This window comes from Streptomyces olivaceus, from assembly GCF_000721235.1.
GTDB lineage: Bacteria > Actinomycetota > Actinomycetes > Streptomycetales > Streptomycetaceae > Streptomyces > Streptomyces olivaceus.
On record NZ_JOFH01000027.1, the window covers coordinates 24,182 to 46,489 of the forward strand.

The 22,308-nt window shown below is 71.1% G+C and carries 14 protein-coding genes and 2 pseudogenes; 13 read left to right on the top strand and 3 right to left on the bottom strand.

Annotation, left to right across the window (positions count from 1 at the left end):
* Positions 1-166 precede the first annotated feature (166 nt).
* The 11 genes and pseudogenes from IG94_RS0126745 to IG94_RS41965 all read left to right on the top strand — a co-directional run.
* Positions 167-1,348: a sensor histidine kinase gene (locus IG94_RS0126745; RefSeq protein WP_031042395.1), complete on the top strand. Its 1,182-nt coding sequence runs from the start codon at positions 167-169 to the stop codon at positions 1,346-1,348.
* Positions 1,341-2,006 carry a response regulator gene (locus IG94_RS0126750; protein WP_031042398.1) on the top strand — a complete coding sequence of 222 codons (666 nt, stop codon included), beginning with the start codon at positions 1,341-1,343 and terminating at the stop codon, positions 2,004-2,006. The genes IG94_RS0126745 and IG94_RS0126750 overlap by 8 nt, the downstream gene beginning before the upstream one ends.
* A 270-nt stretch (positions 2,007-2,276) precedes the next feature.
* Positions 2,277-3,497 (top strand): serine hydrolase domain-containing protein, encoded by a 1,221-nt coding sequence (locus IG94_RS0126755; RefSeq protein ID WP_031042400.1) that lies wholly within the window; start codon positions 2,277-2,279, stop codon positions 3,495-3,497.
* Positions 3,498-3,741: 244 nt separating this feature from the next.
* Positions 3,742-3,912 (top strand): annotated as a pseudogene (locus tag IG94_RS44385) (TylF/MycF/NovP-related O-methyltransferase); the annotation flags it as partial.
* Positions 3,913-4,038: 126 nt separating this feature from the next.
* Entirely contained in the window at positions 4,039-8,865 is a 4,827-nt protein-coding gene (locus tag IG94_RS0126760; RefSeq protein ID WP_224326131.1) for a non-ribosomal peptide synthetase, read from the top strand.
* Position 8,866: 1 nt separating this feature from the next.
* The gene (locus IG94_RS0126765) at positions 8,867-11,962 is read left to right on the top strand and encodes a type I polyketide synthase (RefSeq protein WP_052410865.1); all 3,096 of its coding nucleotides are present in this window, start codon (positions 8,867-8,869) and stop codon (positions 11,960-11,962) included.
* Positions 11,963-12,003: 41 nt separating this feature from the next.
* Positions 12,004-12,789 carry a hypothetical protein gene (locus IG94_RS0126770; protein WP_157852315.1) on the top strand — a complete coding sequence of 262 codons (786 nt, stop codon included), beginning with the start codon at positions 12,004-12,006 and terminating at the stop codon, positions 12,787-12,789.
* Positions 12,774-14,540, top strand: a complete 1,767-nt coding sequence (locus IG94_RS0126775; protein ID WP_157852317.1) for a non-ribosomal peptide synthetase — start codon at positions 12,774-12,776, stop codon at positions 14,538-14,540. Before IG94_RS0126770 ends, IG94_RS0126775 begins: the two co-directional genes overlap by 16 nt.
* Complete coding sequence (locus IG94_RS0126780; RefSeq protein ID WP_052410867.1) at positions 14,537-15,349, top strand: thioesterase II family protein; 813 nt, start codon at positions 14,537-14,539, stop codon at positions 15,347-15,349. Before IG94_RS0126775 ends, IG94_RS0126780 begins: the two co-directional genes overlap by 4 nt.
* Positions 15,346-16,509, top strand: a complete 1,164-nt coding sequence (locus IG94_RS0126785) for an MFS transporter (RefSeq protein ID WP_031042414.1) — start codon at positions 15,346-15,348, stop codon at positions 16,507-16,509. The genes IG94_RS0126780 and IG94_RS0126785 overlap by 4 nt, the downstream gene beginning before the upstream one ends.
* A gap of 62 nt (positions 16,510-16,571) precedes the next feature.
* Positions 16,572-16,670, top strand: a pseudogene (locus tag IG94_RS41965) (IS5/IS1182 family transposase); the annotation flags it as partial.
* 183 nt (positions 16,671-16,853) lie between these two features.
* On the opposite strand, the gene IG94_RS0126795 reads toward IG94_RS41965, so the two are convergent.
* Positions 16,854-17,888 (bottom strand): helix-turn-helix transcriptional regulator, encoded by a 1,035-nt coding sequence (locus IG94_RS0126795; protein WP_157852319.1) that lies wholly within the window; start codon positions 17,886-17,888, stop codon positions 16,854-16,856.
* Positions 17,889-17,984: 96 nt separating this feature from the next.
* Here IG94_RS0126795 and IG94_RS0126800 point away from each other — a divergent pair, with 96 nt between their 5' ends.
* Both IG94_RS0126800 and IG94_RS0126805 read left to right on the top strand, forming a co-directional pair.
* Positions 17,985-18,422 (top strand): hypothetical protein, encoded by a 438-nt coding sequence (locus tag IG94_RS0126800; RefSeq protein ID WP_051159526.1) that lies wholly within the window; start codon positions 17,985-17,987, stop codon positions 18,420-18,422.
* A gap of 20 nt (positions 18,423-18,442) precedes the next feature.
* The gene (locus tag IG94_RS0126805) at positions 18,443-19,216 is read left to right on the top strand and encodes a glucose 1-dehydrogenase (RefSeq protein WP_031042423.1); all 774 of its coding nucleotides are present in this window, start codon (positions 18,443-18,445) and stop codon (positions 19,214-19,216) included.
* 435 nt (positions 19,217-19,651) lie between these two features.
* Here IG94_RS0126805 and IG94_RS0126810 read toward each other — a convergent pair whose 3' ends face one another.
* Together IG94_RS0126810 and IG94_RS0126815 are read right to left on the bottom strand one after the other, a co-directional pair.
* The gene (locus IG94_RS0126810; RefSeq protein ID WP_031042425.1) at positions 19,652-20,593 is read right to left on the bottom strand and encodes an alpha/beta hydrolase; all 942 of its coding nucleotides are present in this window, start codon (positions 20,591-20,593) and stop codon (positions 19,652-19,654) included.
* A 348-nt stretch (positions 20,594-20,941) separates the two neighbouring features.
* Entirely contained in the window at positions 20,942-22,228 is a 1,287-nt protein-coding gene (locus IG94_RS0126815) for a PucR family transcriptional regulator (protein ID WP_052410869.1), read from the bottom strand.
* Between the last annotated feature and the right edge of the window lie 80 nt (positions 22,229-22,308).

The following is a 22,308-nucleotide window of genomic DNA, read 5'->3' on the forward strand; positions in this document are numbered from 1 at the left end:
CGGCAGGCCAGGTCAAGGTGTCACCTGTCCGTGCGGCAGTTCCGTCGCGCCACGCGACTCAGTCGGTGACACGGAGGACTGGGATGGCGCCGTGTCGCGATGCGAGTGGCTCTTTGGAGTGACGAAGGCCGGCGTGCGAGGTCCTAGTGTCGGAGGGATGAGAGTGATGGACGGCAGGTGGCCCCGGTGGGGCGCCGAAGCCGGGTTGATCGTGCTGACGCTTCTGCCGCCGCTGCTGTCGCAGCCGTACGTGGACACCTCCGGGGCGGCATGGGTGTCGCTCACGGTGTACGAGGCGGTGGGGGTGGTGGTCCTGCTGCTGAGGCGGCGGCTGCCGGCCACTGCCTTCGTCGTGGTTTTCGGGGCCCTGCTGGCGGCGCTCGTCGGCAGTGCGGGCGCAGGGGCCAAGCTGTCGCCGCTGGTCTTCCTGCCGCTGGCGGTGCTCCTCTACAACCTGGGCAACCACGGCACGAGCTGGCGACGGACCGTGTCGGCGGTCCTCGGCGTCACCGTGCTGAGCGTGGCCGGTGTGTGGCTGAACCGGATGACGACCGACTCCCGCGACTTCCAGGGCGGTCTGGACGTCCTCGCCGCACTGGCCCCGATGCCGCTGGCGTGGGCCATGGGGTTCGCCGCGCGGACCCGGCAGGAACTGCTGGCCGCGGCCGAGCGGCGGACGGCTGACGCACGCCGGGCGCAGGCCCTGGAGGCGGCGCAGGCCACACAGCGCGAGCGGACCCGGATCGCCGGTGAGATGCACGATGTGGTCGCGCACTCGCTGACTCTGCTCGTCGTGCACGCGGAGACCCTGCGGGCCCGCGGCAGCGAGTTGCCCGGCTGGGCCCGTGCCCAGGTCGACGGGCTGGCGACGGCGGGCCGGCAGAGCAGCGGCGAGCTGCGAGACCTGCTGCGGATGCTGCGCGATCCCGCGGACGCGGTCCCGCTCCGGCCGGTGCCGGACCTCGGCGGGCTGGACACGTTGCTGGACAGCCACCGTGCCGCGGGAGGGACGGTCGATCTGACCACGGGCGGCAGGCTGGAGTCCGTGCCGGGGCCGGTGCAGTCGGCGGCGTACCGCGTCGTGCAGGAGGCGCTGGTCAACGCACGTCGGCACGCGCCCGGGGCGCCGGTCCGGGTGAGTGTCGACGACGTGGCGGAAGAGTTGCGGTGCGAGGTCGTGAACGGCCGCGCGGCGCGGCGCGCAACGGCCGGCGCGGGTGTCGGACTCGGCCTGGCCGGCATGGAGGAACGGGTGGGTGCCCTGGGCGGCGAACTCACCGCGGGACCGACCGGTGACGGCGGCTTCCGCGTCGTGGCCACGATGTCGTGGGAGCACGCCGGTGTCTGAGCAGATCAGTGTGCTTGTCGTGGACGACGAGCCGATCATCCGCGCCGGTCTGAGCGCGATCCTGGACAGCCAGGCGGACATCACCGTGGCGGGTACCGCGAACGACGGTGCGGAAGCCGTCGAGGCGTGCGCGCGGCTGCGGCCCGACGTGCTGCTGATGGACATCCGCATGCCGCGCCGCGACGGGCTGTGGGCGCTGGCCGAGCTGGGCCGCCGGGGACTGACCGGGCCGGGGCGCAGCCGGGTGCTGATGCTGACCACGTTCGACCTGGACGAGTACGTCGACGACGCGCTGGCCGCCGAGGCCTCCGGTTTTCTGCTGAAGAACAGTTCGTACGAGGAGCTGACTGGGGCCGTGCGTGCCGCGGCGGCCGGGTACAGCGCGCTGAGCCCGGCGGTGACCCAGCGCATCATCGAGGGGCATCTCAGCGGCCGGCGCCGACCCGGCGACCAGGAGCTGGCCCGGCTGCGGGACCTCACCGAGCGGGAGGTCGACGTGCTGCGTCTGATCCGGGACGGGCTGAGCAACGCCGAGATCGCCGAACGGCTCGTGGTGAGCCTGCACACGGTGAAGACGCACGTCAGCCGTGTGCTGACGAAGACCGGCTGCCAGAGCAGGGCGCAGGCGGCGGTGCTGGCCAGGAACACCCTGTCCTGACCCGCCCCTTCCTGGTGGGCGGGGCGCCGGGCCCCGCGAGGTCATTCCTTGGAGTGACCTCGTGCCCGCGGGAAGCCCGCCATCGAGCGATGTGCCGGGAGCGCGCCGCTGACTGAATGGCTGTTGTGCGCGGGACCCGCCGGAAGGCCGCTCGACGGATGGCTGCCAGGTCCCTCGACGCACAGAGCAACTGTCATGCGCCGAAGGGAACCTGTCATGCCCATACATATGTCGTGCCGCAGTCACCAAATTCGCCGGGGAGTGCTGACCGTGGCGTTGGCAACCTGCATGGGCGCGGCGCTCGTGAGCTGTTCGGATGCGGAGTCGGACGGGGCCGGGCGGCAAGCGGTGAGCCCGGCGGGCGACACCGGGCTGGCCGGCCTCGCGCAGAAGGCGGCCGACACCGGCTCCTTGGGCGTCATCGTCCGGGTCGACTCCGGCGACGGGAAGCCCGTCGAGATCGCGAAGCAGGCATCCTGGACGAAGGAAGATCACCGCATCGCCGTCAGCGACCGGTTCCGGGTCGGCTCCAACACCAAGACGGTCACCGCGACCCTCGTCCTGCAACAGGTCGCCGAGAAGAAGATCAGCCTCGACGACACGGTGGAGAAATGGCTGCCCGGTCTGGTCGAGGGCGGCGGCGACATCACCGTACGGATGCTGCTCAACCACACCAGCGGGCTCGGCGACTTCCTGCTGACGCCGGAGTTCCTGCCCTCGCTCACCGGTCAGGAGCAGCGCACCTGGACGCCGGAGCAACTCCTCGCCGTCACACCCCAGCAGGAGTCCGCGCCCGGTGAGACGTACTCCTACAGCAACGCGGGCTACGAGGCACTCGGACTCATTCTGGAGAAGGCCGCGGGGAGCGACCTGGCGGAGCTGATCCAGGAGAGGATCACCGGGCCGCTCGGCATGAAGGACTCGTTCTTGGTGACGAACACCGACGCGACCACCGGGAAGCAGCACGTGACCGGCTACGAGCCGGATGCCGAGCGCCTGAAGGCCATTCTCGCCGGGACCGTGGACCTGCCCGAGGGCGTCGGGTTCGCCGGTCCCGAACGCCGCGAGGACAACGTCGACACCTCCGCCATCGACCCGAGCTGGTCCTGGGCGGCCGGCGGTATGGTCTCGACCGCACAGGACTGGCAGCGTTTCCAGACCGCACTGATCTCCGGCGATCTGCTGCCCGAGGCGCAGCTGAAGCAGATGCGCACCACGGTCGACGCTCCCGAGGAGGGAGGAGGCTACGGACTGGGCCTGATGCGGGTCGACACCTCCTGCGGCACCGTCTGGGGGCACACCGGCGGCCTGCCCGGCTACTCCAGCGAGGTCTACACCGACGCGAGCGGTCGGCGCAGCGTCGCCGTCCTGACGAGCACGAACTTCGGCATCAAGGAGAAGAAGGCCGCCACCGCGAACAAGACGCTCGTCGAAGCGGCCACCTGCCAGATGCTCGGCGAGCCGCAGCCCTCGGGCACCCCCGCCGAATGACGCAGGCCGAGGCAGGACGCCCCTGCCTCCTCCCGCATCTCCGCCGGTGAAACCGACGCTGTCGAGGAAGTCGGGGAGACGCATCGTGGCTGTCTCCCGTCCAGGTCGTTCACCGTACGTTCCACGTGCTCGTCGTTCCCGGCGAGCCGCCAAACCACTGCGCTGTCGGTGTCCGTGAGGACGTCCTCGCCCAACTACCGGCGCATGCACTGCTCGTACTTGCGCTGGTGTACCCAGACACACCATGATCGGGACACGTCGCCCGGAGAACGTCGAACACTGCGTGAAGACGGCGCTCGCGGACGGCGTACCCGGTGACTTCATGGAGACCGGCGTATGGCGCGGCGGGACCCGCATCGTGGTGCGGGCCGTGCCCAGGGCCTACGACGTGACCGACCGGTGCGTGTGGATGGCGGACTCCTTTCGAAACCGTGCACGACTAGGGGGCCCGGTTCGGGATCACGGGCCCCGTCCAGGACATCGACGGCCTGGGCGTCTACTGGCGGCGCGAGGCATCAGTCCAAGGATTGGAGCAGCGAAAGTGACCGTAACCGTGGGCGAGGTGCTCGCTCTTGTCGCGGATCGGCTGGTCCTCCCGGCGGAACAGCTCGACCCTGAACGATCGTTCGTCGCCGCGGGTGCGGATTCGCTGTCGCTCATGGCGCTGGCCAGGGCCGTGCAGTCCGAGTTCGGAGTCCGGGTGTCAGTGCGTGAGCTGTTCACGGGCGTCGACACCCCGCAGAAGCTGGCCGAAGCGGTGGCGGGTCGTGCCATGAACCGTTCGGCTCCCGCTGTGCCGGCAGTCTCGGCCGCCCCGGCTCAGGCCCCGACAACGGCCTTGGCCACGGAGCCCGTTGGGCGCGCCCCCGTCGCGCAGCCTCCGGTTCCGACCGGCGACGCCTTGGAGTCCGCGCTCGCCCTCTTCACCGACCAGCTGCAGCTGGCGGGCAAGATGATGACCCGCTTCTCCGAGCTGACGTCCGAACAGCTGAGGGTCCTCAGGGGTCTGCACCCCGGCCCGGCGGTCGGCGCTTCGCCCGCCCTGCCCGCCGCGCAGCCCGCACCCGAGACGGACCTGACCGACGACGTCGCGACCGCCGAGCCTCTCCCTGCCACCGGAACCACCCGCCGTCCGCCGGCCGGGGCGCCCCGTACCGGCACACCCGACCCCGCGCCCGCCGGGACCACCGCGCGCACGTCCCCCGACTTCAGTCTCTACTTCTTCGGCGACTACCCCGCGCCCGACAGCGCCGTCGCCTACCAACACCTGCTGCAGGCCGCGGAGTACGCAGACGAGCTGGGCTTCCACGCCCTGTGGCTGCCGGAACGGCACTTCCATTCGTTCGGCGCGCTGTTCCCCAACCCCTCCGTCCTGGCAGCCTCCTTGGCGACGCGCACCTCCCGGATCCGACTGCACGCGGGCTCCGTCGTACTGCCCCTGCACAACCCCATCCGGGTGGCTGAGGAGTGGGCAGTCGTCGACAACCTCTCCGGCGGTCGGGTCGGCCTCGGCTTCGCCAGCGGCTGGCACTCCACCGATTTCGTCCTGGCACCGGAGAACTACGGCCGGCAGCGGGACATCATGTACGAACATCTCGAAACCTTCCGCAGCCTGTGGTCCGGCCGGTCGGTGGCCATGACCTCGGGCGACGGCCGCCCGACCGAGGTGAGCCTGCATCCCAGGCCCGTACAGGGCGACGACGTCCCGCTGTTCGCCGCGGTCCTGTCCAACCCCGAGAGCTATGAGCGGGCCGCACGCGCGGGACTCGGCGTCGTCACCAACCTCATGACCCAGAGCGTCGAGGACCTTGCGACGAACATCGCCCGCTACCGTGCCGCCCGCGCGGCCCACGGCCACGATCCCGCGACAGGACGTGTCGTGGTCCTGGTGCACACCTATCTCGAACCCGACGCGGAACGCGCCCGGCAAGAGGCCCGCAAGCCGTTCTGCGACTATCTGCGTTCCTCGATCGACCTGTTCGACAACGCCGCCAACAGCCTCGGCATCGACGTGGATCTGCTGGCCACCCACCAGGACGACCTCGACTACGTACTCGACCTGGCCTACGAGCGCTACTGCGAAACCCGTGCCCTGATCGGCAACGCCGCCGAAGTGCGGCCGGTACTCGATTCGTTGACGGCCGCGGGAGCGGACGAGATCGGATGCTTCATAGACTTCGGCGTCCCCCCTGAGCGCATGCTCGGCGGGCTGCCCGAGCTCGACCGGCTCCGCGCCGCGTCGACCGAGCCCCGGGCCGAAGCCGCTCCCGTCCCTGCCGCGGCGCCCCGCACCGCCGCCGTCACCGCGCTGCAGCGCCAGCTGTGGCTGCTGGACCGGATGACGCCGGGGAGCCATACCTATTACGAGCCCAAGGCCCTGTTCATCGAGGGTCCGCTCGACACCGAAGCGCTGCGGGGCGCCCTGCGTCGGGTCGTGGCACGCCATCCCCAACTGCGTGCCGTCTTCCGGGAACGTGCGGACCGTCTGGAACAGGTCGTGCTCGACGCCGTCGCGGTGGACTGCCCGGTGACGGAGCTGCCCGGCCACGACGACACAGCCGCGCTGCTGCGGCTGCGCGACCTCGAAGACGAGACGGACTTCGACCTCGCCACCGGCCCGCTGATACGCGCCAGGATCGGCAGGCTCGACGGAGAGCGCCACCTGCTGTATCTCGTGGCTCACCACGCCGTGCTCGACGCCTTGTCCACCCGCATTCTGTGCCGCGACCTTGCCGCCTACTACCGCGCGTGGCCGGGTGAGCCCACCGATCTGCCCGAACTGCCCCCGTGGCCCGCCACTGTGCAGGATAGCTCCACCGCCGACGGACTCGCCTACTGGCAACGGGATCTGGCGGACGCCGCCCCGCTCACCCTGGCCACCGACCGGCCGCGCACGGCCGGACACGAGGTCCGCGGAGCGACGCTGGTGCACGAGATCGACGGCGAGCTGCGCGGCGGCATCCGCTCGCTCGCGCGGGCCGAGGGCTGCACGCCGTTCATGGCACTGCTGGGTGCGGTGTCCGCCACCCTGGGCCGGTTCGCCGCGCAGGACGACATCGTCATCGGTACGGCGGTCACCAACCGGCCCGAGGACGCGGCCGACGTGGTGGGCATGTTCGTCGAGACGGTCGCACTGCGGCTCGACCTGTCCGGCGGCATCGGCTTCCGGGAACTGCTGCACCGTGTCAAGGCCCGCACCACGGCGGCCATGGACCACAGGGGTGTCCCGTTCGACCAGATCGTGGAGGTCGTCAACCCGGACCGCAGCAGTGGCGCGAACCCGCTGTTCCAGGCCGCGGTGGAGTACGAGGAGGAGCTGGGCTCCGTCTTCGAGGACACCGGACTGACGGCAGAGTTTCGCGAAGTACCGCGCAAGCATGCACCGTTCGGCCTGACCTTCTACTTCAGCGACCGAGCGGCGGGCATCCGCTGCACCGTCGAATACGATGCCGGCCTCTTCGACGAGTCGACGGTGCGACGGATCGCCGAGTACATCGAGAAGCTGCTGCGCCGCTCGGTCGATGCTCCGGACGCCGCCCTCTGCGAGCTGCTGGCGCTGACCGCACGCGACGAGTGGACCCTGGCCGGCTTCCAGGGCGAGCGTACGGAGACCGAACCCGCCACGCTGCACGGGCTGTTCGAGGAGCAGGCCGCTCTGACACCGGACGCCCTCGCGGTGGCCGGCGTGGGCGCCCCGCTCACCTACGCGCAGCTGGACGCAGCGGCCAACCGCCTCGCACGGCGGCTCGCCGACCGGGGCCTGGCCGAGGGCGAGGTCGCCGCGGTCAGCGTGTCGCGCGGCCCGGGTCTGGCGACGGCGGTACTCGCCGTGCTCAAGTGCGGTGCCGCCTATGTGCCGGTTGACCTCGCCTTGCCCGCCGAGCGGCGCGCGTTCATGCTGTCGGACAGCGGAGCCCGCCTCGTCGTCGCCGACCGCACGCTCGACGGCGACACGGCCGACACCCTGCCGTGCCCGGTGCAGTGGCTGGAGGACGTGGCGCCCAGCGATACGGACGAGCCGCTGGGCCGGACCGTGGACGACGAGGCCACGGCGTACTTGTTCTACACCTCGGGCTCCAGCGGCCGCCCCAAGTCGGTGGCCGTCCCGCACCGGGGCCCGGTGAACCTGATCCGCTGGCAACTGCGCACGCTCGGTGCGCTGCGGACCGCGCAATGGGCTTCGGCGGGCTTCGATGTGAGCGTCCAGGAGATCTTCTCCACCCTCGCCTCGGGACAGGCGCTGATCACCGTCGACGACGAGACCCGCTACGACCCGGCAGCCGTCGCCGCGCAGCTGCGCCACTTCGAGGTGGAGCGGATGAGTGTGCCGTTCACCCCTCTCAAGTACCTGGCCCGCGAGCTCAAGGCGGTGCCGTCCCTGCGCCAGTTGCTGATCAGCGGCGAGAAGCTGACACTCACCCCCGAGCTGCGCGAACTCGCCGCACACTGCCCCGAGCTGAGCCTGTACAACCAGTACGGGCCCACCGAGACGTCCGTAGTGGTCACCTCGCACCGGGTGAACCCGGCGACCGAGACGGTGGTACCGATCGGACGGCCGGTGGACAATGTCACGCTCGCCGTGGTCGACGACTCGGGGCGGCCGGTGCCGGTCGGTGTCCCCGGCGAACTCGTCATCGGCGGTGTCGCCGTCTCACACGGCTATCACGGCAACCCCGACGCCACCGCGCGCGGCTTCTTCCGGACGCCGGACTCGGGCGAACGGCGCTATCGCACCGGTGACCTGGTGCGGTGGCGCGACGACGGCGTCCTCGAGTACATCGGCCGCATCGACGAACAGGTGAAGATCCGCGGCTACCGGGTGGAACCCGAAGAGGCCCAGTGGGCGCTCGGCCGTCTCGACGGTGTGCGCGAGGCCGTCGTCCTGGCCCGTCCCGGCGAGTCCGGTGACACCGAACTCGCCGCCTTCGTGGTGCTCTCGCCGGCGCACGCGCCCGACGGCGACTGGAGCGCCCCGCTGCGCGCGCAGCTGGCCACGGTACTGCCGCACTACCTCGTACCGCAGTCCTGGGTGCGGCTCGACCGGATTCCGTACGGCGCGACCGGCAAACTCGCCCGCGGCGAGTTGCTCACCCTGCGGGCCGAACCGGCCCTTGCGGCAACGGACGTCGAGCTCAGCGATCTCGAGCCCACGGTCCACAAGCTCTGGGCGGTCGAGCTGGGCGTCGACACGATCGCACCGGACACCTCATTCTTCGACATCGGCGGCAACTCGTTGTCGGCGGTACGCCTCCTGGAGCGCGTCCTCACGGAGTTCGGGCAGCGCATACCCGTGGCCGACTTCTTCGCCGCGCCCACCATCCGCGGGGTGGCGCACCGGCTGACCGTCCTGCAGGGAGAGGAGCGCTGACATGGAGGCGCTCAGCGAGCGGGAGCTGCGACAGCGCATCGGTGCGCTCGTCGAGGAGGTGCTCGGCCGCGCGGCCGAGCCGCAGGTCTCCTTCCTCGACCTGGGACTCAACTCCCTGGCGCTGATGCGGGTCAAGGTCCTCCTGGAAGCCACTCTCGGCCTCTCCCTGGACGACGCCGCCCTGTTCGAGCACAGCAGTGTCGCCGCCCTCGCCGCACACCTCGCTCCCGGCGCGGACCCGGGGCCCCAGGCATCCGGATCCGCGCCGGCGGCCACCGACGGGCGGATCGCCGTCATCGGCATGGCCGCGCGACTGCCGGGCGCGCCGGACCCCGCCTCGCTCTGGGAGAATCTGCGCGCCGGCAGAAGCAGCGTGCGCAGCCTGGGCAACGGGCAGGGCGACGACGGGCGGGTGCGGGCTGCGGGAGTCGTCGACGACGCCGAGTGCTTCGACGCGGACCACTTCGGGATGAGCCGGAAAGAGTCAGCTCTCACCGACCCGGCGCACCGGCTGTTCCTGGAGTGCTGCGCCCACGCCCTGGAGGACGGCGGATACGCGGGCCAGGCACACGGCCGTCGCGTCGGGGTGTACGCGGGCGGCGGGATGAACCTGTACGGCCCCGGCCTGCCCTACTTCGCCCGGCACGGCATGGGCGGCGGCGCGCCCTCGGCGAACGTCATGGAGGAGATGCAAGGGCTGATCGGCGGGCAGCAGGACTTCCTCGCCACCCGGGTCGCCTACCGCCTCGGCCTCACAGGCGCGGCCGTAGCCGTCCAGAGCGCCTGCTCGACCGGGCTGGTCGCGGTCCATCTGGCCGCCCAGTCACTGCTGTCGGGCGAGAACGACCTGGTCCTGGCCGGGGCCGCGGCCGTGCATCTGCCCCAGACCGAGGGGTACGTGCCCGATCCGGAGTTCATCCTGTCTCCGAGCGGGGTGTGCCGGGCCTTCGACGCCGCGTCGGACGGCACGGTCGGTGGCAACGGCGTTGCCGTCGTGCTGCTCAAGCGGCTGGATGCGGCCCTGGCCGACGGGGACGAGATCCAGGCGGTCATCCTCGGCTCCGCGGTCAACAACGACGGCGCCGCCAAGGCCGGCTTCACCGCCCCCGGCGTGCAGGGCCACACGGAGGTCGTCCGGCTCGCCCTGGCCCGCGCGGGCATCGACGCCGATTCCGTCGGCCATGTGGAAGCCCACGGCACCGGAACCGAGTTGGGCGACCTGGTGGAGTTCGAAGCGCTGTCACGGGCGTACCGATCGGAGCGGGGCAGGACCGAGTTCTGCACCCTCGGCTCCGTCAAACCCAGCCTCGGGCACCTGGACACCTGCGCCGGGATGGCGGGCCTCGTCAAAACGGTGCTGATGCTGCGGCACGGCATCATCGCGCCCACCGCGAACGTGACCCGGCCAAGTCCCCGGCTGCCCTGGGAGACCAGTCCGTTCCGCCTGGCCACCGTGGCCGAGGAGTGGCGGACGTCCCGGGGCGTGCCGCGCCGCGGCGGGGTCAGCGCCCTGGGGTTCGGCGGGACGAACGCCCATGTGCTCTTCGAGGAACCGCCGGCGGCGACGGTCCGCCCGCAGCCCGCCCATCCGCTTCCGGTCCCGATCAGCGCACGGTCCCAGGAGGCCTTGCACGAGGTTGCCGTGCGACTGCGGGACGAGCTGAGAGCACGACCCGGGTTTGGCGTCGCCGACGTGCACACCACGCTGGCGCTGGGCCGCACGCACCAATCCCACCGCACGGTGGTGCACGGCCGGACCGCTGCGGAACTGGCCGACGGCCTCGACCGGTTCCTGCGGCTGCCCGACGAGGAGCAGCCGGCCACCGCAGGGCCGATCGCCTTCGCCTTCTCCGGGCAGGGCCAGGCCACCGCGGGGATGGCACGGGAGTTGTACCGGCAGTACGCCGTCGTACGCGAGGTCCTGGACGAGTGCGAGGAGACGTACCGGCAGGAGGAGGCACAGGGCAGCCTGCTCGACGTACTCCTGACGCCGCCTTCGGACGGTGCGGAAGTGGTCACGCAGGCAGCCCAGTTCGCGCTGCAGATGGCACTGGTGCGGCTGTGGCGGCAGTTCGGGGTCGAGCCCGAGTGCGTGCTCGGGCACAGCCTCGGCGAGATGGCAGCGCTCTGCACCGCGGGTGCCTTCTCACTCGCCGACGGGCTGCGCTTCACCACCGCGCGGGGCAACCTCATCGGGGCCGCCGCTCCCGGCCGCATGCTGGCCGTGCACGGCGACGCCGACACCGTGAGGGAGCTGTGCGCCGGGCTGCTGGTGGAGATCGCCGCGGTCAACGGGCCGCGTTCCCTCGTGCTGTCCGGGGACCCCGAGGCCATCGAGGCGGCCGCCCACCGGGTGCTGGCCGGGGAGGACATCGCCTGCCGGCCGCTCGACGGGGATCGCGCCTTCCACTCCGCGCTGCTCGACCCGGTGCTTCCCGCGCTGAGGGAGGCCGCCGAGTCCCTCACGTTCACGCCGCTGCGGTTGCCGTGCGGCGCAAGCGCGCGGGGCGAGGTGCTGCCCGCGGGGTCCGTCGTGGACGCGGAACATCTGGTGCGTCAGGCGCGCCGGCCGGTGCTGTTCCAGCGGACCCTGGCCGCTGTGCACGCGCTGGGCTACGTCGACTTTCTCGAGCTCGGGCCCGCGGGCGTACTCACGTCGCTGGGCCGGACGGCGCTGCCCGGCACTCACTGGATCGCGACCCAGTCGGGGGAGTCGGCCGGTGACGGCGGGCTGCACGAGGCGCTGGCGGAGCTGTACCGCCGTGGCCTGAGCCTCGACTGGCGAGCCATGGCGACGGGCGGCGGTCGGGTTCGGCTGCCCGGCTATCCCTTCCGCCGCGAGCCGTACCCGACGCCGGAACTGCCCCGGCTCACCCGCGCGAAGACGCCGGTGCAGGAAACGCCCCCGCCGACGGGCGCGGCGTCCGCTCCGATCGGGCCCGCGGCCGCCCCGGAGCCCAGCACCGCAGCACGGATCTTCACCGCCGTCGCCGGGCAGCAGCTCGCCTCCATGGAGGAATTCGTCGACGGCGCCCACGAGTTGATGTCCGCACAACTGAGCACGCTGTCCGGCCTCGTCGGCGGGGACCCGCAGTGAGCAGCGAAAGGACCTCGTCCATGCCCCAGAGGGAAGAGCCTGTGGTTCTCACACTCGACTACCCCGGTTACCGGAAGGAGGCCCGGATCGACGAACTGGGCCTGGACGGGCACGGGGTACGGGTCCACGGCCTGCTACGAGCCCCCCTGCCGCGAGCGGTGAGCGGCGCCGACTACGCGGCCCGCCTGCTGGCGAACGTGCCGTCCGGGACGGGGCCGATCGCGGCGGTCGCCGCGTACTGCGCCTCGGCGCCGCTCGCCTTCGAGGTGGCCGCCGCCCTGGGCGGGGAGCCGCCGTTGATCGTGCTGTTCGACGCCGAGGCCACGTCCCTGGACTCGATCACGGCGGACTACCGGGCGCGACTCGGCGGTCTCGGCGTCCAACCGGACGAGCAGGAGCTGAGCGAGCGGATCGATACCGTCGCACTGGCCGAGGACCCGGAGCGCTTCGTTGAAGAGCTGACCAGCGAGGTGGCCCGCCAGGCTCACGCGGCGCTGCGCGCGGCAGGCGCCGGCGAAGCGGAGATCGCGGCAAGCGCCGGGCACATGGTGAGTGCGTATACGGACTGGCTGAGCCATCTGATCGCGGCCCACCACGCACGTACGTCGCCCTGGGAGGGGGAGGTGCTGCATCTGGTCTCCGCGGACGCCGACCCGTCCGGCTTCGTTCGCGCTGCCGGGCACGGGCGGCAGCGCACACTGCGCCTGAGCTGCGACCGGTTCGAACTGCTCAGGTCCGAGGAGACGCGTGCGTCGGTCCTCGACGCACTGGGCCTCCCGCTCACATCGGCCACGAGGGAGAAGACAGAGCATTGCCCGGCCGTGTAGTGGAGATGATCAACGCCCAGATACGGCGCCACCCCCGGGCGCCCGCACTGGTCGCACCCGACGGCAGCCTCGACTATGCCGAACTCGACCGCAGGTCGGCCTACTTGGCCGGACATCTGACGCGACAGGGGGTGCGCCCCGGGGACGTAGTGCTCATCCAGGCTTCCCGCGGAGTCGCGCTCGGCGTGGCGCTCCTCGCTGTGCTGCGGTCGGGCGGGGCCTTCTGTGTGGTGGATCCGCAGTATCCGGCGGACCGTATCCAGCACATGTGGCGGCGCAGTCATGCCCGGTTCGCGCTGATCGAGTCGGGTCTGCGAGCCCCGGACGTGCCGGACGGTCCCGCCGTGCTGCCCCTCAGCCAGTACGCCACGCCCGGCAGCGCGCACCGTGCCCCGGCGCCTCACCGCGCGGAGCCGGGCAGCGAGGATCCCGCGTACCTGGTCTTCACGTCCGGGTCCACCGGCGGGCCCAAGGCGGTCCTGATGCCGCACCGTTGCCTGGACAACCTGATCGAGTGGACGCTGGCCAGCACGTCTTCCGAGCCACTGCGCACGCTGCTGTTCGCCCCGCTCGGCTTCGACGTGTTCGTCCAGGAGGTGTTCACGGCCTGGTGCAGCGGGGGCTGCTTGTACACACCGTCCGACGCCGAACGCGTCGACCTGCAGTGCGTGTGGGAGCTGTGCCGCGAACGCGAGATCCAGCGGGTCTTCCTGCCTCCCGTGGCACTGCGCCGTCTGGCGGATCTGACCGCTGAGTTCGGCATACTGCCCGGCGCGCTTCGCGAGGTGGCGGTGGCGGGCGAGGCGCTGCACATCACACCCGCCATCCGGGAACTGTTCGGACGGCTGCCCGCGGCGCGTCTGCACAACCACTACGGTCCGGCGGAGACTCATGTCGCCGTCGCCCACACCCTCACCGGCCCGCCCCGCTCCTGGCCCGACCTTCCCCCCATCGGGCGGCCTCTTCCCGGCATGACGGCCCAGGTTGTCCCGCGTGCGGAGGGCGGCGAGCTGTGGCTGACCGGGGTCGGCCTCGCCCATGGCTATGTGCACGACCCGCAGCAGACGCAGGAGCGGTTCCGCAGCATCCTGGTCGAGGGCCGGACCGTACGCGCGTACCGCACCGGTGACCTGGTGCGGGAGCGGACCGACGGAGCGCTGGAGTACCTGGGGCGGGCCGACGGGCAGCTCAAGATCCGCGGATACCGGGTCGAGCCGGGTGACATCGAAGCAGCACTGCTCCGCCACCCCGCGGTGCGGGAGTGCGCCGTGGTGGCCTGGACATCGCTCGGCAGCGAGGAACGCAGGCTGGTCGCCCATGTCGCGGCCGTGCCCGGGCGCGCACCCGATGCGGCCGAACTGCGTGCTCATGTCGCCGGGTTGCTGCCCGATTACATGGTTCCGCACCACGTGGTCCTCGCACCCGAGTTGCCGCTCTCCCCGAATGGGAAGATCGACCGCCGCCGCCTGCCGGCCCCCGGCGACGCTGACGACAGCGCCGGGACGCTCCCCGAACCCGAACCCGGCGATGTGCGCTCGGCCGTCGCCGACATCTGGTCGACGGTGCTCGGCGTTGCCGACATACCTCCCGACCGGCACTTCATGGACCTGGGGGGTACCTCGCTCTCCGCTGCGCTGGTCGTGACCCGCCTCCATCAGCGTTTTCAAGTCCAGGTGTCCGTACAGGAGTTCCTGTACGACCCCAGAGTGGACGCGATCGCGGCACTGATCACGGAACGAGCCGCCGCATGACCGTTCCGACCGCCCACAACGGGGTGAGTGACCGCGCCGCCTGGCTCCGTGCCTTCCATGGCGCCCGCGAACAGGCCCGCACGCTCGTCTGCTTCCCCCACGCGGGCGGCACCGCGGGCCAGTACTTCCCGCTCTCCGCGGCGCTCGCCTCCGATGTCCGGGTCCTGGCCGTGCAGTATCCGGGGCGCCAGGACCGCTGTGCCGAGCCCGCCTTCGACGACGTCGCGCAGCTCGCGGACGAGATCGCACGGCTGCTCGCCGAACCCCGTCCGGCTTCCACGCCGGTACTGTTCGGACACAGCCTCGGCGCCCTGGTCGCCTTCGAGACGGCCGCCCGGCTCGAACACCGTTACGGTGCCCCGCCCGCGGGACTGATCGTCTCCGGCATGCAGGCGCCGTACCGGCGCACGTCCTCGCGACTGTCCGGAGACGGCGAGGATGCCGCCCTGGAGGCACTGCTGAGGCTCGGCGGCACCGACCCGGCGATCACCGGCAACCCCGAGCTCTGGGCGATGATCCTGCCGGCCCTGCGCAGCGACCTCCGGGCGGCCGCCGCCTACCGCCCCGGCAGCTGCCCCGCGCTCCTCTCCTGCCCCATCACTGCCTGGACGGGCCGGGACGACGAACTCAGCCGCGGTGACCTGCAGGACTGGGCCGAGCACACCACCGCGGCGTTCTGCACCCGGGACTTCGCCGGCGGTCACTTCTATCTGGACGGCTTCCCACCACTGATCGTGGAGGCGGTCCGCACCGCAGTCACCCCTATGACCGGCTGCATCGCGCAGGCACGGACCAGGACGGACATATGAGACCTCTGCTGCTGGCCGTGGGAACGTTCCTCATCGGCACCGACGTGTTCGTCATCGCCGGCATGCTTCCCCAGATCGGCGACTCGCTGAACGTCTCCGTATCGGCGGCGGGACAGCTGATGACGGTGTTCTCCGTCGGATACGCAGTTCTCGGCCCGCTGCTCGCGGTCCCCCTCAGCCGCCGGTCACCACGGGTCGCGCTCACCGCGGCACTGGTCGCCGTCGCCCTGGGGAACGCGGTGTGCGCAGTCGCCGGCTCGCTGCCGACCGCCATGGCCGGGCGGCTGCTCGTCGCGGCCGGGGCCAGCCAGTTCACTCCGCACGCGAGTTCGCTCGCGGCGGCGCTCGCCCCGAAAGGACGCTCGGGCAAGTCTCTCGCGCTGGTCACCAGCGGCCTGGTGATGGGGTCGGTTGTGGGGGTGCCCTCGGGCACCTGGGCGGCAGACGTCTTCGGCTGGCGTCCCACCCTGGCGGCCCTCGCAGCGGCCACCGCCGCCGTGGCCGTGCCCCTCGCAGCCGGGCTGCGCGGCGTCGCCTCCCAGCACACCGCGCAACGGCCGCGGGAGAGGTTCGCCGCCCTGCGTGGACCTCTGGTGCGCATGGTTCTGACCGTCACGATCTTCGCGGTGATCGCGGAGTACGCGGTGCTGACCTATGCCGCCACGGTGTTCGCCGGGGCCACCGCCGGCGAGGGCAGTCGGCTCGCGGTGCTGCTCTTCGCCTTCGGACTCGGCGGCCTGGTCGGCAACTTCCTCGCCGGCGTGTACATGGACCGTCCGGCGGGCCGGCGACTGGTCCTGGTCTCGGTGGCAGGGATGACGGTCGCCTTCCTGGCGATGCCACAGCTGAGCGGGTCGTTCCCGGGGGCGCTCGTCGCCATGGTGCTGTGGGGTGTCACCGGCTGGATGTACGCCGCACCCCAACAGCACCGCCTGCTCCGACTGGCCGGGCCGGCGGGTCCCGTGGCCGTGTCCCTGAACAGCTCCGTCATCTATGTGGGCGCCGCACTCGGCGGCGGGGCCGGCGGACTGTTCCTCGGGCAGGCGGCACCGCGCTGGCTCCCGTTGATGGCAGCGGTGCTGTGCGCCTCGGCGGTCGTGACCGAACTCCGCCTCCTGCGCAAGGACCGGCCCACCGAGCCCGCGCCTGCACCGGCCTGACCGATCGTTTCGACATGATGCCGCAGGCGACTTGGAGCTGGCCGAGGTGGATGTCGGCGTTCGCCCTCCAGCCCCGGCGGCGGTTCCGCAGGGAGACCGTGCTCATCGTGGACGGCACGCTGGTGCCCACCCGCGACCGGACCGTGGCCGCCTCCAGCAAGACATCTCATCTCGTCGGTTGGTCAAGGAGATGCTGAGGCAGCAGGGTTCACGGACGGTGAGCTGCGGACGCCCACATGTGCCCGGCTGAAGCCAGTCGCTGGTTCTTGACGGTCCGGGCCACGACCACGTGGCTTCGACCGGAGGCTCGCGTCACGGGTGCCGCTCAGTAGTCACTCGTCCGGTCACAGCCCCAGGACCGTCGCCACCAGTTCGCTGCGGCTGCGGACACCGGTCTTCGCGAACACGCTCTTCAGATGGTCCTGCACGGTCGCCGCCGTGATGTGCAGTTCCACGGCGATGGTCCGCGACGGCAGACCGGCGACGACTCGCGCCAGCACGTCCCGCTCGCGCGGTGTAAGCCCGTACGCGAGCAGCAGTATCTCGGCCACGTCGGCGGTCGGCGCCGGATGCACCGTCACGGCGATGGCCGCCGGGTGCGGGCCGCCACTCAGCGGCGAGGCCTGGACGGAGAGCCACCGGCCCGAACGGCCGCGGATGCGTCCGTACGCCGGCAGCTCAGCGCCTTTTCCCCGTGCGGCCACCTCCAGGATCGCGGACGGCAGTTCCGCCTGCGACGGGCCCAGCTCGTCGCACCAGAGTTTCGCGGCCGGGTTCTCCGAAAACAGCCGCAAGTCCTGGTCGAGCAGGAGCACTCCGGCCTCGGACGGGCCCGCAGCGGTGCCGTCGGGTGCCCGGTGGGCGGCCCGGCGCAGGGCCGCACCGACCGGGGCGGACAGTCGCCGCAGGACGCCGACGTCGGCCGGGGTGAAGTCGGGCCGCCGGCCGCCGCGGAAGAGGGCGACGACGCCCCAGCAGCGGCCGTCCACCACGAAGCCCGCCCGCAGCTCGTGCCGTGCGTCGATCATCGGCAGCACGGTCCGGTAGCGGTGGCTGGATTCCGGATCACCGCCGGTGGCCGCACCGAGCGTGCCCGCGGACACCTCGAAGCGGGCCAGCGCCGCGAACTTCAGGACGTCGTCCACCAGGTACTCGTTGTGCGCGGCGGCCGCGGCCGCCTCCGGTACGAGCCCGGTGCTGACTTGGTCGGCGGTCAGCAGCGTCATCGGGTCGATCGTGCTGAAGCAGTAGGAGTCGGCCGGGATGAGGCGGGTCAGCCGGTCGGCGATCCGGCGGCGCAGTATTCGGGAGTCGAGGTCGAGACGGCAGATCGCCTCGATGTCGCGCACGGTCTCGCGCCGGACCATCGGGGAACTCACCCTTGCCACGGTATCCCAGAAATGTGGGAGGGCCGCCCGACCTCCAGACGCCTACCGTGGGTCCGAGAAACCCCAGGTCAAAGGAGGTACACCGACATGTCCCCGTCCATGCTCAACGTCGGACTGGATCCAGCGCTGGTGGACGACGCGCCCTCGTCACGGGCGGCGTTCCCTGAAATCGACGCCGAGGCGGTCCGGGCCGGAATGGCCGCGGGCCGGGCTCGGCTCCAGGAGCTCGGCCTCAGTGTCGATGTCTGCCTGCTCGACTACGGCCGCACGGCCGAGGCGGTCTTTCGCGCCGCGTTGACCGCCAAGGACTACGACATCGTGCTGATCGGCGCCGGCGTCCGGCTGGACCCGGAGCTGACCCCGCTGTTGGAGGTGCTGGTCAACACCACCCACGAGCTGGCACCCGGCGCGAAGCTCTGCTTCAACGTCAGCCCGACGACGGCTGTCGAAGCCGTCCAGCGGTGGTGGCCCGAACACAAGCCGCTGGTCCAGGCGCTCCACAGCACTCAAGAGACGACGCGATGAACGGGAGGCGGTCTTCCGCCATGTCTGCAAGAGCATTCGAGGACAAGGTCGCACTGGTCACCGGCGGCAGCCGGGGTATCGGCCGGGCGATCGCGGAGCGGCTCGCCCAGGACGGCGCCGCCGTCGGCGTCACCTACGCCCGCGACGAGACGGCGGCGAGCGAGACCGTCGAAAGCATCCGCAAGAACGGAGGACGGGCCTTCGCACTCCAGGCGGGGCTGGGCGAACGCGGCGACGCGGCCCGCCTCTGGGCCGCCTTCGACGCCGCGGGCACGGAGCACATGCCCGACGGGAAGCTCGACATCATCGTCAACAACGTCGGCATCGGGGATTTCGCATCCCTGGAGTCGCTGACCGAGGACGCCTTCGACAAGGTCTTCGCCGTGAACGTGCGTGCACCGTTCTTCGTCACGCAGCAGGGACTGCCGCGCCTGCGCGACGGGGGCCGGATCATCAACATCTCCAGCTCCGTGGCCCGCCTGGCCACGCCGGGAATGATCGCCTACGGCGCCACCAAGGGAGCCCTGGACAACTTCAGTCTCGCCCTCGCCAAGGAACTGGGCCCCCGGGGCATCACGGTCAACTCGGTGGCCCCCGGAACCGTCCTCACCGATGCCAGCGCGGCCACCCTGCTGGGCGATCCGCATGCCGAGGCGCAAGCGGCGTCTCTAGCCGCCCTCGGCCGGATCGGGCGGCCGGAAGACATGGCCGACATCGTGGCCTTCCTCGCCTCCGACGACGCACGCTGGGTAACCGGCCAGGTCATCGACGCAACGGGAGGCATGGCCCTCTGACGTGCTAAGGAGAGGAACACCGTTGAGCGGCTGATCAACAAGATGAAGGCATGGCATGGCATCGCCACCCGCCCTGCGGAGTGCCTGCCGGTTTTGGAGCCGGTGTAGATGGGCGTCTGACCTGCGGGTTCTCTGGCCCGGGCCGGTTCTCGACGTGGTCTTCCACGCATAACAGGTGGGGCGGGGTATACCCACCCCACCTGCGTTTTTCCGCTGCCAGGAGGCACGCGAGAGCTGTCGCCGGCCACAACGCCAAGGATCTTGACGCACATCCGACGCTCGATATGACGACGAGGCTGGACGACAGGCGGCTTCGACGCCGAAGCTGTCACCCGCCGGGAGCGGTGCCTTGTACGAGGGGCTGAGGAGCCCTGCGGGTGGCGACGGTTTCCGCCTCGGAGGTGATCCGGTGGCGAGTGCGGTTCGGGGCGGGATTCATGCGTGCCCTCTCGGCAGAGAGGGGACGTGTTGGTGCAGGAACTTGATCTGGTCTGCGATGACGGCGTCGAACAAGGGCTCGACGTAGGGGTCGAAGTGGCCACCGTCGTAGACGCGGACGGTGGAGCGCCGCATCTTGCCTGCTGCGCGTTCGGCGACGCGCCGGGGAGTGATCGCGTCCTGCGCGACGATCTGGACCAGGACCGGGCACTCGATGCTGCCGGCCCAACGCCGGGGCGAGTAGAGGCCTATCTTCAGTGCGATGCGGGCTGCCACGGTGCGGGGGTAGGTGTCCTCCTTCAGCCCCGACTCGCGGATGAGCGTGTGCATGCCTGGGTAGGCGTCCGGTGAGGTCATCATCGCGGTGCGGCCGGGAAGGCCGACGCTCTGGACATACACGGGTTCACGACCGAGCCGGGAGGCGATCGCGTCACGAATCCCCGGCACGCCGACCCTGAGGGCGGCCCGCAGGCCGGTCGACCTCACGGCTGCCGGGCCGCTGACGTGCGGGACCTGAGCGATGACGGCGGCGAGAGGCTCTCCTTGGCCGGCGATGGTGATGACGTGGCCGCCGGCGAACGAGGTACCCCATGCCACGACTCGTGCGGGGTCGACCCCCTCAAGTGACCTGGCGTAGCGAAGGGCGGCGCGCCAGTCCTCGTGCTGCATCGCGATGTCCAGGACCTGGCGCGGCGCACCCTCGCTCTCCCCGAAACTCCGGTAGTCGAAGACCACGACGGCGTATCCGGCGGCGGCGAAGCGCTCGGCGTAGGCGTAGAGCCGTAGCGCCCGCACCGCGCCGAAACCGTGCGCCATCACGACGACGGGCGACGGTTGATCTGAGATGGTGGGCCGGTAGACGCGTGCGGCGCAGCGGGTGCCGCCGGAGTCGAACCACTCCTCCGACGTCGTGTACGTGCCGTCGTGCGGCTCGGCCATGGTGCACTCCTCATCTGACTGCGTCGTCTTGACGATGTTCCAGGCGGTGGGCGGTTCCCGACCGGCGGACGCCGGTCCACGCCGCGTACGCGCGCCACTTCGGCAGTCGCCGCGCCACCACGGTGTCATGGACGTCGCGCCGATCGCTCGGGAAGAGCCGGGAGCCTCGCGAAGCACCCCGTGCCGCTGGTGATCCTCGCAGTGCCCACGGCGCCACCTCCGCCATGGCGAGGGGCCCAGACTCGTCCGTGCGGACGAAGAAGTCCTCGGTCGGACACACCAAAAAGAGCGGCTCGCTCAGTGGCCGTGGACCAATCCGTTCTCATCCGTGCGGGGATCCGGTGGAGATCACGGAGATCGGGGGAGCACGGCAGGTCCGAGCCAGCGGCATGCGGCGAGCGCGAGCTCGAGGTCGAACCGGTCCTCCTCAAGCGGCCGCCCTCGCAGCCGCACCGCTTTGTCCACCCGGTACTTGACCGTGTTCTTGTGCAGGTGAACCTTCGCAGCGGTTGCGACGAAGCTCTGGTTCTCCTGGAGGAAGACGGTGAGTGTCTCACGCAGCCGCCCGACACCTTCGTCGTCCTGCGCCAGCCCCCCGAGCATCGATGTGACGAGGTCGCGGGCGATCGTGAGGTCGCCTGCGAGGATCGCGGCCGCCCGGAGTCCGGGGGCCGTGAACGAGGTGATCCGGTGGGCCCGATCAGCTCCGATGACGGCGACCTGGTGAGCCTGCAATGCCTGACGATGTGTCGCGCGGAAGCCCGCCGGTCCCGTCCCGACCGCGCCGATCGCCGCCTTCACCTCGCCCCCGGCCCCACCAAGACTCCGGGCCAAGCGATTGAGGTCGATGCTCGCCCCTGCGGGCAGCGGCACCCAGCCCCAGCCGAGCGAGCGGTCCTGCGGGACGAACAGCGGCGAGCCCTCCGAACCAACCTCCTGGGCTATCTCGCCGGTCAGCTGCCCAAGACGCTCCAGCGGTCCCGTCGAGGCCATCCGCTCATCCGCCCAGAGGACGAGTCCAAGGTGTTCCTGGCGGAGTCGGTAGCCAAGTACCTGCTCCGCCGCGGCCACGTCCACCTCCTCGCCGGCGAGGAGCGCGCTCAGCGTGGCCGCGCGGATCGTGCTGCGATTCGCCAGCCACCGCTCCCGCTCGGTCTCGTACTCCGCCACGACCAGCTCGGAAACCCGGTCGATGTAGGCGAAGGCGGCTTCCTGAAGCAACTGCAACGCCGCGAAGGAGATCCTGCCGTCCGGCTCGACGACGGCCAGCTCCCCGGCCACCCACTCAAGGGCGCGCCGATGACCGAGGCGGTATGCCCGCAGCAGGGCGTTCGAGGAGATCTCGCGCTGCGCAAGGCGTCGTGCGTACTCGACGGCCGGCCATGGTGCCTCCACCGTGTCGACCGGAACCCCGTACCGCGCGATGTGGAAGAACGTCTTCACGTTGCTCTCCACACTCGCGTAGAGGAGGTCGAGCATCAGCTGGTCCCCGCGAAGCTCCGAGATCGACTCGGCGAGCTCGACCTGCAGCACGCGCGCCACGTCGTCGAGTTGCGCGCTCGTGGCCGCGGCGATGCCGGCGACGCGGGCGGCCGCGCGGCGGGCGATCTCCTCGCCGTTCGCCGAGGGATCCATGGTCGGCCTTTCGTCGTGCGTCGGTCCCCGGGCACAGGTGCGCGGCGGGCTCTTGGGTTGTCACTACCGGAACAGCAGCG